We start from the raw sequence: 13,158 nt of genomic DNA, 5'->3' as shown, positions 1-13,158 counted from the left end.
ACAAGCCACCCTGCCGGTTACCGGCGGGACAGGTGGGGAGTTCTGTGAAAAAAGCTCAGATTATTTGTTCATCAGCCAGATCGCGGTGTTCAGGGCGGTCGCGAACGTGACCCACGCCCAATACGGCAGCAGCAGACCGGCCGCGGCCCGGGAGATCGGCCGGAACTTCCACACCGTGACACCGATCAACACCCAGAGAACCACGATGTCGGCCAGCGCGAGCCCGTATTGCCCGAAGCCGAAGAAGATCGGCGTCCAGATCCCGTTGAGCACCAGTTGCGCGGCATACCAGTTGAGCGCCGTCGACCATCCGGTACGCCGCCAGACCAGCCAGCCGCTGACCGCGATCATCACGTAGAGCACGGTCCAGACCGGCCCGAACACCGCCGACGGCGGTGCCCACGCGGGCTGGTCCAGCCCCTGGTACTCGTCGGCGGTCCCGGCCACCCCGAGCCCACCGAGCAGAGCGGCGACAGCCACCGCCACCCCGAACCCGGCCAGCCCCCACCAGGCCGAAACCCGATGACCACGCATCACATGACTCGTCATGCGTATCCGGATACCCCGGATCCGCTTCGATATCGCACCCGGCACGGTCCGGCTTCAGGCCATGGCGGCCCGTCGGGGTGTCCGGAGCAGCGCGGCGCAGGCCAGGCCGAGGGCCAGCTCGACCACGGCGGCGAACAGCAGGCCGCCGCCCGGTGAACCGTCCGCCGCCAGGCTCACCAGCCGGGCCAGCGCGGTCACCAGGTAGCCGACCGCACCGACGGCGGCCGCCGTCCGCGCGAGCCGGGGCACGAAGGCGCCGAGCAGCACGGTCACTCCGGCGGCGAGCAGAAGTGCGCCGGCCGCCCGGGTCTCGCTGAGCAGGGCGACGTCCGGCCCCATCCGGATGCCGTTGACCTCCCGGAACCACACCGGCGTGAACAGACCGGCCGCACCGATCAGGACGATGACCAGTCCGGAGACCGCCAGAACGATCCGCTGCGGCAGGGTCGTCACCAGGACCACACCCCGGTCGCGGCAGCGGTCCGGCAGAAGGCGGTGAAGTCCCGAGGCTCCCGGCCCAGCGCCTCCTGGATTCCCTCGCCGGGCTTCTCGTTGCGGCCGTCGAAGACCTCGGCGCACAACTGGACGAACATCTCCGCCTGGTCCGGGCCGACGTGCGGGATCAGCAGTTCCCGGAAGTCTTCGAGCCCCACCGGCGCGTACCGGACCGGCCGCCCGGCAGCGCGGCCGATCTCCTCGGCCATCTCGTCGAAGGTGAACAGCCGCGCACCCGTCACGTCGTAGAGCCGCCCGTCGTGCCGGGAATCGGTGAGCGCCGCGGTGACGACATCGGCGATGTCCTCCGCGTCGACGACCGGTTCACGGACCGTCCCGGCCGGCAGCGCGAACACCCCGCCACCCGCACCCGGATGGAGCAGCCCCTCGGTGAAGTTCTGCGCGAACCAGCCGGCCCGCACCACGGTGTGCGCGAGCCCGGAGTTCTGCACGGCCTTTTCGGAGAGTTCGGCGTTCGTCTCGCCGCGGCCGGAGAGCAGGACCAGCCGCTGCACCCCGGCGGCTGTCGCGGCCGCGACGAATTCCTCGATCACCGCGGGCGCTCCGGTCGCGGCGAGTTCCGGATGCACGATGTACGCCGCACGCACCCCGGCCAGCACGGCGGTCCAGGTGTCCGGCCGTTCCCAGACGAACGGCGGCACACTGCCGCGCCCGACGGCCCGGTAGTCATGACCGGCGTCGGTGAGCCGATCGATGACCCGACGCCCGGTCTTGCCGCCGGCCCCAGTCACAAGAATCATGCGTTCCCCCAGATCGTGTTGAGCGATGACTCCATGATTGCGACTCTGCTCTGGACGCTCAATCATTCACAGTCCAGTTCACTATGCAGATCGTCCAAGTATCCGGATGATCTGCAATGATCTGAGGATGACCGATCCACTCGGCGAAGCACTGCACCAACTCAGGCTCAGCGGCACCCTGTACTGCCGTACCGACCTCACCGCGCCCTGGGGAATCGCCGTTCCCGAACTGGCCGGCCGCCTCGCCCTGGTCGTGGTGACCGCCGGTTCCTGCCGCCTGGAGATCGACGGGAGCGAACCGCTGCATCTGGCCGCGGGCAGCCTCACCCTGCTGCCGCACGGCACCCCGCACGTGTTCCGCAGTGGGCCGGACGTGCCCGCCGATCCGTTGTTCGAGCTGCCCGTCGAGATGCTCAGCGACTGCTATGAGCTGTTGCGACACGGTGGCGGCGGTGAGCTGACCCAGGTCACCTACGGGGTGCTGCGGTTCGACAACGCGGCCGGTGACCGGTTGGCCCGGCAGCTGCCGCCGGTTCTGCACATGGACGGGTGGGACGCCGACGACGCCGGCTGGCTGCACAGCACGCTGCGCCTGATCGCCCGGGAGGCCCAGGAGTTGCGGCCCGGCGGCGAGACGGTCCTGACCCGACTCGCCGACGTGCTGGTGATCCAGGCGATCCGGGCCTGGCTGGCCGGTGCGCCGGAGGCCCGGCAGGGCTGGCTGGCGGCGCTACGGGACGACCACGTCGGTCGGGCACTGGCCGCCATCCACCGGTCCCCGGGGCGGGACTGGAGCCTGATCTCACTCGCCCGCGAGGCCGGCATGTCCCGTTCCGCGTTCGCCGAACGCTTCACGGCGCTCGTCGGCGAATCCGCCATGCGCTACCTCGCCGACTGGCGGATGCAGTCCGCCCGCACCCACCTGCACGCGACCACCGAGCCGCTCTCGGCGGTGGCGCACCGTTTCGGCTACCAGTCCGAGGCCGCCTTCGGTCGCGCTTTCAAACGAACCTTCGGCGTCTCCCCCGGAAGCCTCCGAACCTAGGGGCGGACCGCGGCGGCCGCGGCGTCGAACAGGGACTCCAGGGGAACCTTGCCGTCGGCCCGGGTCCAGGCCTCGCCGGCCACGTCCAGACAGGTGATGACGGTGGCCACGAGCGCGTCCGCCCGTACATCCAAGGGGTTTGCGGGATCGGCGCCGAGCCGCCGCCGGACCTCCGGGGTGAGCAGCGCCTGCCATTGCAGGTGTTTCTCGATGCTGCGGGCACGCAGCGAGGGTGTCTCGTGGACCATCCGGAAGATCTTCAGCATCGTCTCGGAGTCGTAGGCGGTGTCCTTGACGGTGTGCAGCGCGTTGCAGAGCGCGGTCCACGCGTCCTCGTCGGCTGGCCGGGCCTCCAGGGCCTGCCGGATCAGATCACCACTGGCGATGAGATCGCCGAGGACCACGTCCTCCTTGGTGCCGAAATAACGGAAGAACGAACGCCGGGAGATGCCGGCCGCGGCGGCGATGTCGTCGATCGTGGTGGCGTCGAAGCCGCGGGTGAGGAAGAGCTCCATCGCGGTCCTGGTGATCTCGCCGTAGACGGCGTTGCGGGTCCGGGACCAGAGCGACGACATGCGGGAACCCTAACATGCCGTGCCCGATTGACACTCAGTGCCACATCGGCATAGCGTGACAACCATGGCCGTCGACTTTCGTAACCAGACCACCCTGATCACCGGCGCGAGTTCCGGGCTCGGCGCGCTCTTCGCCCGCCGCCTGGCCGCCCGCGGCTCGAACCTGGTGCTCGTGGCCAGGCGCACCGACCGGCTGGACGCGCTGGCCGCCGAGCTGCCCGGCGTGAGCGTCACGACGATCGGCCTGGACCTGGCCCAGCCGGGTGCGGGCACGAAACTCGCCGCCGCGGTGGCCGAGCGAGGCATCACCGTGACCAGCCTGATCAACAACGCCGGGTTCGGCACGCACGGGCTGTTCCACGAGGCCGACCCGCAGCGGATCACCGACGAGATCACTCTCAACGTGACCACGTTGACCGAGGTCACCAGGGCGTTCATCGAGCCGCTCCGGGCACACGGCGGCGGCGTGCTGGTCAACGTGGCGAGCATCGCCGGCTACCAGCCGAGCCCGACACTGGCGGTCTACGCGGCGACGAAGGCGTTCGTCCTCAACTTCACCGAGGCGCTCTGGGCCGAGTCGCGCGGCACCGGGCTCACGGTGATGGCACTGTCGCCGGGCGCCACCGAGACCGAGTTCTTCGACGTGGCCGGCCAGGGCGCCGACGGCGGGACGGCCCGGATGCGCCCGGACACCGTCGTCGACCTGGCCATCCGGGCCCTGGACCGGCGGAACACGCCGCCCAGCCTGATCACCGGCGCCCGAAACCGGATCATGATGGGCGCCAGCCGGCTGGCCGGGCGGCGGATCACCCTGGCCGCGCTCGGCGCGATGATGCGTCAGACCGAGCGGCGATAGACCACGGCCTGCCAGGGAGCCAGCGTCAGGTCCTTGGGCGGCTCCTCCAGATTGTTGATCAGCAGCTCGGCGCCGTCCCAGCCGTCGATCCCGGCCGGCGCCTCGACACCGGAGAAGTTGCCGATCACCAGCAGTTCGGTGCTCCCGAGGCGGCGGGTGAAGGCGTACAGCCGCTCGTCCTGCGGCAGCAGCATGGTGAAGTCGCCGTGGGCGACCGCCGGTTCGGTCTTCCGCAACTCGATGAGCCGCCGGTAGTGGTGGAAGACCGAATCCGGATCGGCGCGCTGCGCCTTCGCGTTGACCTCCCGATAGTTCGGATTGACCGGCAGCCAGGGCGTCCCGGTGGAGAATCCGCCGTTCGGCGAGTCGTCCCATTGCATCGGCGTGCGGGCGTTGTCCCGGCCGCGGGCCCGCAAGACCGTCAAGACCTCTTCGGCGGTACGGCCTTCGAGCTCGACCGCCTGCCGGTACTGACCGAGCGCCTCGATGTCGCGGAACTCGCTGATCGCGCCGAACGGGTAGTTCGTCATGCCCAGCTCTTCGCCCTGGTAGACGTAGGGCGTTCCGCGGTGCAGGTGCAGAACGGTGCCGAGCATCTTCGCCGAGGCGACCCGGTGGGCGGGACCGTCGTCGCCGTACCGGGAGACGACCCGCGGCTGGTCGTGGTTGTTCCAGTAGAGGCTGTTCCAACCGGCTTCGGCCAGCCCGGCCTGCCAGCGCCCGAGGATCGCCTTGAGTTGGGTGAGCTGAAGCGGCACGAGCCGCCAGGGGTCGGGTCCACGGTCCACCCACACGTGGTCGAACTGGAAGACCATGTCGACCTCGTGCCGATCCGGATCGGTGTGCAGGATCGCCTCGTCGACCGTGACGCCGGGCATCTCGCCGACGGTCAGCAGGCCCGCACGCCCCTCGAAGACCTCCCGGTACATCTCCTGCAGGAACTCGTGCAGGCGGGGGCCGCCGATGAAAGCGGCGGAACCGTCGGCGTAGGCGGATCCGGCGTTCAGCCGCCCGTCCGGCAGGGCCAGGTCCTTGGAGATCATGTTGATGACGTCCATCCGGAAGCCGTCCACACCCCGGTCCAGCCACCAGCGCATCATCGCGTAGACGGCCTGCCTGACCTCCGGGTTCTCCCAGTTGAGGTCGGGCTGCTTGCGGGAGAACAGATGCAGGTAGTACTCGCCGGTGGTCTCGTCGAACTCCCAGGACGAGCCGCCGAAGACCGAACCCCAGTTGGTCGGCTCGGCGCCGGGTGTGCCGGGTTCCATGCCCGGCCGCGCCGGCCGCCACCAGTACCAGTCCCGTTTCGGGTGATCCTTGGCCGACCGGCTCTCCCGGAACCACTGGTGCTCGTCGGAGCTGTGGTTCACCACCAGGTCCATGATGATCTTCATGCCCCGGTCATGGGCTCCGGCCAGCAGCTCGTCGAAGGTCGCCAGGTCACCGAAGAGCGGCTCGATGTCCTGATAGTCGCTGATGTCGTAGCCGTTGTCGTCCTGCGGGGACGGGTAGACCGGGGACAGCCAGAGCACGTCCACACCCAGCTCGGCCAGGTGGTCGAGGTGGTTGATGATCCCGCGCAGGTCGCCCATGCCGTCGCCGCCGGAGTCCGCGAAACTGCGCGGATAGATCTGGTAGACGACCGACTTCTTCCACCACGAATCCGTCATTCGTCTTCTCTAACACGAGAACGCGTGGCTCACCGGCGATGCATACTGACCACGTGGTTATGGGCGAAAAATCAGGTTTGTCATGAAGATCGCACTACTGGGCCCCATCGCGTGGCGTACGCCGCCGGTGCACTACGGCCCCTGGGAGCTGATCACCAGCCTGCTCGCCGAAGGGCTTGTCGAGCGCGGGATCGACGTGACGCTCTTCGCGACCCTCGACTCGGTCACCAAGGCGACGCTCGACGGCGTGGTCCCGGCCGGATACGAGGAGAGCGACGAGATCGACGGCCGGGTCTGGGAGGCCATCCACGTCAGCCACGCGTTGGACCGGTCGGGCGAGTTCGACCTGATCCACAATCACCTGGACTGGCTGCCGCTGGCCTTCTCGGCGCACTGCCGCACGACGATGCTGACCACCGTGCACGGTTTCTCCGGACGCAACATCCTTCCGGCGTACCGGCGGGCGCGGTCGCACTTCGTGTCGATCTCGGACAGCGACCGGTCCCCCGACCTCGACTATCTGGCCACCGTGCACCACGGGGTGGATCTGGCAGGCCTGCCGTTCCACGCCGACGGCGGCGAGGATCTGATCCTGTTCGGCCGAATCCACCCGGACAAGGGCACCGACATCGCGATCGAGATCGCGCGCCGGGCCCGCCGACGGCTGGTGATGTGCGGGATCGTGCAGGACCGGGACTATTTCGCCGAACATGTGGAACCCCTGATCGACGGCGACCGGGTCGTCTATCTCGGTTCGGTCGGACCGGACGAACGGGGCGCCATTCTCGGATCGGGGGTGGCGCTGTTGCATCCGATCCGGTTCGCCGAGCCGTTCGGGCTCTCCGTGGTGGAGTCGATGGCCTGCGGGACGCCTGTCATCGCGTACCGGAAAGGGTCAATGCCCGAGGTTGTCGACGAAGGTGTCACCGGCCGCCTGGTCGACTCGGTCGACCAGGCGGTTGCCGCAGTGCAAGGGATCGCGGAGATCAACCGGGCCGCCTGCTCAGCGCGTGCCCGGGAACGCTTCTCGGCGGAACGGATGGTCGACGAGTACCTGGCGATTTACCGAAAAATCATCAGTTGATTAGCTAGATCTTGTTAACGTCGCAATGTGAATTGCGCGTTAAACGGACCATATTTTCTGGACCGTGTTTACGCCGCTCACCCGCGGTGTACGGCACCGTGCCCGCGCGCGCTGAGTCCGTGCTGCGGGTAGGCAGCCCGGCCGAGGAGAAAGGCCCAGTCATGCCCGCGACATACGGGTTTTTGAGCACTTATCCCCCCACTCAATGCGGTTTGGCGACATTCAATGCGGCTCTCGCCACACATCTCACCGGCGGCGCCGGCGGATCGGGAGTGGTACGGCTGCTCGCCGGCGACAACACCAGTGGCGGGATCGCGCTCGACCGGGCCGCGCCGCGGGTGGTGCACACGTGGAACACCGACCGCCCCGGCGGCTGGGTCGCCGCCGCCACCGCTTTGAACCGTTTCGACACGGCGATCATCCAGCACGAGTACGGCATCTACCCCGGTGACGCGGGCGCCGAGGTGCTGCCGGTCCTGCGCGCGCTGCGGATCCCGTCCATCGTGGTCCTGCACACCGTCCTCACCCACCCCGACCCGCTGCAACGTGCCGTCCTGGAACAGATCGCCGCGGCCGCCGACGCGGTGGTGACCATGACCGACACCGCCCGGCAGCGGCTCACCACCCACTACGACGTGAACCCGCGCAAGATCACGGTGATCCCGCACGGCGCCGGCACCCACACCGGCACTCCACGCGAGGGCCACGACCGGCCGTACCTGCTCACCTGGGGGCTGCTCGGGCCGGGCAAGGGCATCGAGTGGGCGCTGCGCTCGCTCGCGTTCCTCGAGGACCTCGCACCCCGGCCGGTCTACACCGTCGCCGGGCGTACCCATCCCAAAGTGCTCGAACAGCAGGGCGACGTCTACCGCGACTCCCTCAAGGAACTCGCCGCCGACCTCGGTGTCGACGACTGTGTGCGCTGGGCGGACGTCTATCTGGAACCGGCCGAGCTGTCCCGGCTGATCCGGTCGGCGGACGCGGTGGTGCTGCCGTACGACTCCACCGAACAGGTCACCTCCGGAGTCCTGATCGAGGCGGTCGGCGCCGGGGTGCCGGTGGTCGCGACCGAGTTCCCGCACGCGGTGGAGCTGCTCGCGGACGGGCCGGGTCTGCTCGTACCCCATCAGGATCCGGAGGCGATGGCGATCGCCATCCGCCGCGTGCTCGCCGAGCCGGGCCTACCCGGGCGTCTGACCGGTCTAGCCGGCGGCCCGACCCTGCGCTGGCCCGCGGTGGCCGCGCGGTACCAGTCGCTGGCCGCCCGCCTGATCGCCGACCGCCGACCGCTCGCGGCCGCGACGATCCCCGCCTAGGCATGGCGCAGACCCTGCGGCTGATCCCGCCGCCCATCCAGTTGCGTGACATGCCCGAACCCCGCTGGGACCACGTGTTCCGGCTCTCCGACGACACCGGGCTGCTCGAACACGCTCGCAACGCCATCGCGCGGCGCGAGCACGGCTACTGCGTCGACGACGTGGCGCGCGGCCTGCTCGTCGCCGCCCGCGAACCGCGGCCCTGGCCCGAACTCGTCCGGCACGCCGAGCGCTACCTGGCGTTCCTCACCCACGCGCAGGGACCGGACGGAGCCTTCCGCAACCGGATGAGCTGGGAACGCGGATGGGCCGACGAGCCGTCGCTCGGCGACTGGTGGGGCCGGGCGATGTGGGGGCTCGGCACCGCCGCCGCCCGCGGAACGTCCCCGTGGATCCGGCGGGAGGCGATGAACGCGTTCCGGCAGGGCCTGCGATGCCGGTCGGCCTGGCCACGGGCGATGGCGTTCGCCGGGCTGGGCGCGGCCGAGGTGTTGCGCTCCGGGCCGTACGACCGGGCCGTCGCCGATCTGCTCGGCGACGCCGCCACCGTGATCGGGTCCCCCGGCCCGGACCCGGAGTGGGTGTGGCCGGAACCCGAACTCACCTACGCCAACCCGTCGGTGGCCGAGGTGGTGATCGCCGCCGGGGACCTGCTCGGCGACGAGGGCCTGCTCACCGACGGGCTTCGGATGCTGTCCTGGCTCTGCCGGATGCAGGAGGAGCGGGGACACCTCTCCACGGTCCCGGTCGGCGGCTGGCGACCGGGAGTGCCGAAGCACCGTTTCGACCAGCAGCCGATCGAGGCGGCGGCCACCGCGGACGCGTGTGCCACGGCCGCCGCGGTCACCGGCGACGAGCACTGGGACGCCCCACTCTTCCAGGCCATCGCCTGGTTCTTCGGGGACAACGACACCGGAACGGTGATGTACGACGCCGAGACTGGCGGATGTTATGACGGATTGACGGTCAATGGTCCTAATCTGAACCAAGGAGCCGAATCCACCCTCGCGCTCGTCTCGACGCTGCAGCATGCGCGCACGCTGACGAGCCGGAGCGCGACCCGACCCTCAGGCGGCCTAGCGTGACAGCAACGGTGAACACCACCGACATCACCCGTCACAACATCACCATGGCGCCGGACGGCCGGCGCGTCGTGATCAAACTTTTCGTCCCCGGTGAGGACGCGCACGCCATCCACAACCGGGCGTCCAGCCTGATCGAGCGGATCCTGCAACTCGACGAGGGCGACATCAACACGCTGCTCGACGACGTGCTCAACCGCTTCGCCGGGCGGCACCACGACATCCTCGGTGTCTTCCAGCACCACTACGAGGTCGTCCAGCACCGGGTGCCGAACGAGATCGAGCTGTCCCCGGCCGCGCGGACACTGATCGGCGCGTACTTCAGCCACGAGTTCTCGGTCGAGGCGGCCGCCCTCTGCAACCCGTCGATGGTGCCGCACCCGGACCAGAGCGAACTGCTCCCGGGCGAACTGCGGGTGGCGATCAGCCTGCGCCAGATCGGTGAGGGGCACATCTCGTCGATCGGCTTCTGCAGCGCCATCATCGGACCCGGCGCGGCCATCCGGATGGAGGACCGCGACGGGCCACTGATGATCGGCCAGCGGGTCGGCGCCAAACACATGCGGCACCAGCTGTGCGCGGCACTGGCCGAGGAGGAGATCGACAACGAGGCCTCGGCGTACGTGGTGTCGGCGCTGCCGGAACGCTACGACGACCACGAGTTCGAGGAGATCCTCGGGCACCTGCCGGCCGAGCTGCTGGCCCGGCCCACCACACCGACCGCGCTGGAGGCGATCCGGCGCATCGTCGGCTCCGACTACGCGGTCACCTTCCCGGCCACCATCCCGATGCACCAGCGGGTGCTCTGGCCGTCCACCCCGACCGAGTCGCGGGGTATGGAGGACGCCCGCTTCGTGCAGGTGCTCGACCCGGACGGGCGGACGGCGTACCAGGCCACCTACACCGCCTACGACGGGTTCAACATCGCCGGCCGGGTGATCTTCACCCGGGACCTGCGGCACTTCGAGGTCACCACACTGCACGGGCCGGCCGCCCGCAACAAGGGCATGGGCCTGTTCCCGCGGTACATCAACGGCAAGAAGTACGCGCTGTGCCGGTCCGACGGCGAGACCCTGGGCCTCAGCGTGCGCGACGAGCAGCACCGGTGGCAGCACGTCGGGCCGATCCTCGTCCCGCACCGGGGGTGGGATCTCATCCAGGTCGGCAACTGCGGATCGCCGATCGAGACCGAGGCCGGGTGGCTGGTGCTCACCCACGGTGTCGGGCCGATGCGCCGGTACGCCATCGGGGCGATGCTCCTCGACCTGGACGATCCCTCGCGGGTGATCGCCGACCTGCCCCAGGGCCTGATCGATCCGGACGAGATCGAGCGTGAGGGGTACGTGCCGAACGTGCTCTACTCCTGCGGCGGGCTCGTGCACGACGGGCGGTTCTGGCTGCCGTACGCCTCCAGTGACGTTCGGATCAGCTTCGCCAGCATGCCGCTGGACCGCCTGCTGCACCGCATGCAGCCGGTCTAGTTCCGGTTTCCGGTGCCAGATCGGTTTCGGTGCCGGGCCGGTTTCGGTGCCGGGCCGGTTTCGGTCTAGTTCTTGGTGCCGACTGCCACCCAGATCGTCAGGACCGCCAGGAAGGTGCCGCTCTGCCCGGCCGCGTCGACGCAGGCGAGCCACTCGTCGCGCAGGCCGGGCGGGGTCGCCCAGGCGGCCTCCGGCACCCGCGGATTCACCATCGGCAGAATCACGGCGGCCGACTCCGGGCTGGTGAACAGGCAGGTCACCGGCGTCGTGGTGACGTCACGCAGACCGGCCGCCACCAGCCGGCGCCGCAGTGTCCGGCCCATGTCGAACTGCCTCGGGGTGAAATGGCCGTTCACGTGGGCCATCACCACCGCGCCGAGGCCACCCGGCATCCCGTCGAAGGCGAGCGAACCCCAGTCGGTGTCGACCAGGCAGAGCCGGCCGCCCGGCCGGGTCACCCGGAGCAGCTCGCCGATCGTCGCGTCGGCGTCGTCGACGTGCTGGAGGACTCGCTCGCACCACACCCCGTCGACGCTGTCGGCGGGCAGGTCGAGAGCCGCCACGTCACCGGTCAGGTAGCGCACGTTACTGCCGTCGTGCCGGCCCACCGCGGCCGCCGTCACCGCCGACGAGTGGTCCACGGCCAGGACCTCGCCCGCGCCACCGACCCGGGCGGCGAGCAGACGGGCCACCTCGCCACTGCCGGAACCGGCGTCGAGCAGCCGCTGCCCCGGTGCCGGGCGAAGCATGTCGAGAGCCGTCTGGCGAATCCGCAGGATCTCCGGATGCCGAGCCATCTCGGTGATGGCCTCGAGCACGATTTCCGACATCTGGTCAGAAAGACCGTCGATGTCGGAAAAGGGCGTCCGGTCCTTCTGCGCGGGTTCCATCCCGCAATTGTTCATGGCGAACGCTCCGATCGGCCGTCGCCGTCATCCATCCGACAGGCGCGGCACCTGCCCTTTCGCTAGATCAAGCCGCAGATGTGCGCGATCCGCACACGTTGCGGCCGCAAAATCAAGCCGTACGCTCAGTGATGTCTTGCGCATCACACGTCACTGGGGAAATCAGTGGCAACAGGCCGGCAACCGATGTGTAAAACTTCCGGACATGATCGAACGGGTTAGGTTCGGGCTGGTCGGCTACGGCACCGGCGGCCGGGTGTTCCATGCGCCGCTGATCGCGTCCGCGGCAAACATCGAGTTCGCCGGCGTGGTCACCACGTCGCCCGAGCGCCGGGCCCAGGTCACCGAGCAACTGCCGGGCGTCGAGACGTACGACTCGATCGCCGCGCTCGCCGCCGACGGTGTTCAGGCGGTGGCCATCTCCACCCCTGCCGCCACCCACGCCGCCCTCGCGGTCGAGGCCATCGAGGCCGGGCTCGCGGTCGTCGTCGACAAGCCGTTCGCACCCGACGCCGACGCCGCCCGCAAGCTGGTCACCACGGCCGAGGAGGCCGGGGTGCTACTCACCGTCTACCAGAACCGACGGTGGGACTCGGACCTGCTGACCATCCGCAAGCTGATCGAGAACGGTTCGCTCGGCGCGATCCGGCGGTTCGAGTCCCGGATGGAACGGTGGGCCCCCGAGCGGCTCCCCGGTGCGGCCGGCGGTGGCACCCTGCTCGACTTCGGCTCGCACCTCGTCGACCAGGCACTGCAGCTGCACGGCCCGGCCGACCGGGTGTACGCCGAGGTGCACGGCCCGGACGGCGGCCTCGACGACGACTGGTTCATGGCCCTGCACCACACCGGTGGCGTCGAGTCGCACCTGTGGGGTTCGTGGCGCCAGGCCGGTCCGGGCCCCCGTTTCCGGGTCACCGGCACCGCCGGGACGTTCATCTCGCCCGAGCTCGACTACCAGGAGACCCTCCTGAAGGCTGGTAAGTCCCCGGCTCGTCTCGGCGACCGCTGGGGTGTCGAGCCGGAGCACCGCTGGGGCCACCTGTTCCGCGGCGCCACCGGCGCACCGGTGGAGAGCTGCCGCGGCCGGTGGGACACGTTCTACCCGGCGGTGGCCGCCGCCGTGCTGGGTGAGGGCCCGCTCCCGGTCGACCCGTGGGACTCGGTCCGCGCCATGGAGATCCTGGACGCGGCCCGTGAAAGCGCCACCACCGGTACCGCCGTCGCCCTCTGACTGACCCATCCGCCGCGCATGTCGCATGGTGATGTGCGGAGCGATTCCGCGCCGCCCATCACCATGTGCGCCTGAGGCCCCGGCCGTGTTTGCGGCCGGGTCATGTCG

General features: G+C 69.6%; 13 protein-coding genes. 7 read left to right on the top strand and 6 right to left on the bottom strand.

The window, feature by feature from the left end; translation table 11 throughout:
* Positions 1-60 precede the first annotated feature (60 nt).
* From Q0Z83_RS51750 to Q0Z83_RS51740, 3 genes are read right to left on the bottom strand one after another with little or no spacing between them, the layout of a single operon-like run.
* The gene (locus Q0Z83_RS51750) at positions 61-549 is read right to left on the bottom strand and encodes a TspO/MBR family protein (protein ID WP_317790929.1); all 489 of its coding nucleotides are present in this window, start codon (positions 547-549) and stop codon (positions 61-63) included.
* Between the two features lie 54 nt (positions 550-603).
* Positions 604-1,002, bottom strand: coding sequence for a DUF4345 domain-containing protein (locus tag Q0Z83_RS51745; protein ID WP_317790928.1), 399 nt, complete (start codon positions 1,000-1,002; stop codon positions 604-606).
* Entirely contained in the window at positions 999-1,805 is an 807-nt protein-coding gene (locus Q0Z83_RS51740; RefSeq protein ID WP_317790927.1) for an NmrA family NAD(P)-binding protein, read from the bottom strand. Before Q0Z83_RS51740 ends, Q0Z83_RS51745 begins: the two co-directional genes overlap by 4 nt.
* 127 nt (positions 1,806-1,932) lie before the next feature.
* Here Q0Z83_RS51740 and Q0Z83_RS51735 point away from each other — a divergent pair, with 127 nt between their 5' ends.
* Complete coding sequence (locus Q0Z83_RS51735; protein ID WP_317790926.1) at positions 1,933-2,850, top strand: AraC family transcriptional regulator; 918 nt, start codon at positions 1,933-1,935, stop codon at positions 2,848-2,850.
* Here the strand turns inward: Q0Z83_RS51735 and Q0Z83_RS51730 are convergent.
* Positions 2,847-3,425, bottom strand: coding sequence for a TetR family transcriptional regulator (locus tag Q0Z83_RS51730; RefSeq protein ID WP_317790925.1), 579 nt, complete (start codon positions 3,423-3,425; stop codon positions 2,847-2,849). The genes Q0Z83_RS51735 and Q0Z83_RS51730 overlap by 4 nt on opposite strands.
* A 64-nt stretch (positions 3,426-3,489) precedes the next feature.
* Between Q0Z83_RS51730 and Q0Z83_RS51725 the strand changes: the two genes are divergently transcribed.
* Positions 3,490-4,281, top strand: coding sequence for an SDR family NAD(P)-dependent oxidoreductase (locus tag Q0Z83_RS51725; RefSeq protein ID WP_317790924.1), 792 nt, complete (start codon positions 3,490-3,492; stop codon positions 4,279-4,281).
* Here Q0Z83_RS51725 and Q0Z83_RS51720 read toward each other — a convergent pair.
* Positions 4,263-5,951 carry an alpha-glucosidase gene (locus Q0Z83_RS51720; RefSeq protein ID WP_317790923.1) on the bottom strand — a complete coding sequence of 563 codons (1,689 nt, stop codon included), beginning with the start codon at positions 5,949-5,951 and terminating at the stop codon, positions 4,263-4,265. The genes Q0Z83_RS51725 and Q0Z83_RS51720 overlap by 19 nt on opposite strands.
* 82 nt (positions 5,952-6,033) lie before the next feature.
* Between Q0Z83_RS51720 and Q0Z83_RS51715 the strand changes: the two genes are divergently transcribed.
* The 4 genes from Q0Z83_RS51715 (at position 6,034) to Q0Z83_RS51700 (ending at position 10,914) form a co-directional block, all read left to right on the top strand.
* Positions 6,034-7,035, top strand: a complete 1,002-nt coding sequence (locus tag Q0Z83_RS51715; protein ID WP_317790922.1) for a glycosyltransferase family 4 protein — start codon at positions 6,034-6,036, stop codon at positions 7,033-7,035.
* A gap of 161 nt (positions 7,036-7,196) precedes the next feature.
* Positions 7,197-8,351, top strand: a complete 1,155-nt coding sequence (locus Q0Z83_RS51710) for a glycosyltransferase (RefSeq protein ID WP_317790921.1) — start codon at positions 7,197-7,199, stop codon at positions 8,349-8,351.
* Between the two features lie 2 nt (positions 8,352-8,353).
* The gene (locus Q0Z83_RS51705) at positions 8,354-9,436 is read left to right on the top strand and encodes a glycosyltransferase (protein ID WP_317790920.1); all 1,083 of its coding nucleotides are present in this window, start codon (positions 8,354-8,356) and stop codon (positions 9,434-9,436) included.
* Positions 9,433-10,914: a glycoside hydrolase family 130 protein gene (locus Q0Z83_RS51700; RefSeq protein WP_317790919.1), complete on the top strand. Its 1,482-nt coding sequence runs from the start codon at positions 9,433-9,435 to the stop codon at positions 10,912-10,914. The genes Q0Z83_RS51705 and Q0Z83_RS51700 overlap by 4 nt, the downstream gene beginning before the upstream one ends.
* Positions 10,915-10,979: 65 nt before the next feature.
* On the opposite strand, the gene Q0Z83_RS51695 is transcribed toward Q0Z83_RS51700, so the two are convergent.
* Positions 10,980-11,804, bottom strand: coding sequence for a methyltransferase domain-containing protein (locus Q0Z83_RS51695; protein ID WP_317790918.1), 825 nt, complete (start codon positions 11,802-11,804; stop codon positions 10,980-10,982).
* A gap of 220 nt (positions 11,805-12,024) precedes the next feature.
* Between Q0Z83_RS51695 and Q0Z83_RS51690 the strand changes: the two genes are divergently transcribed.
* A complete protein-coding gene (locus tag Q0Z83_RS51690) occupies positions 12,025-13,050 on the top strand; it encodes a Gfo/Idh/MocA family protein (protein ID WP_317790917.1) in 1,026 nt (341 codons plus the stop codon).
* The last annotated feature ends 108 nt before the right edge of the window (positions 13,051-13,158 follow it).

Origin of the sequence: Actinoplanes sichuanensis (assembly GCF_033097365.1) — a bacterium.
In the GTDB taxonomy this organism is placed as follows: domain Bacteria; phylum Actinomycetota; class Actinomycetes; order Mycobacteriales; family Micromonosporaceae; genus Actinoplanes; species Actinoplanes sichuanensis.
This window is presented reverse-complemented; position numbering and strand designations above follow the sequence as displayed.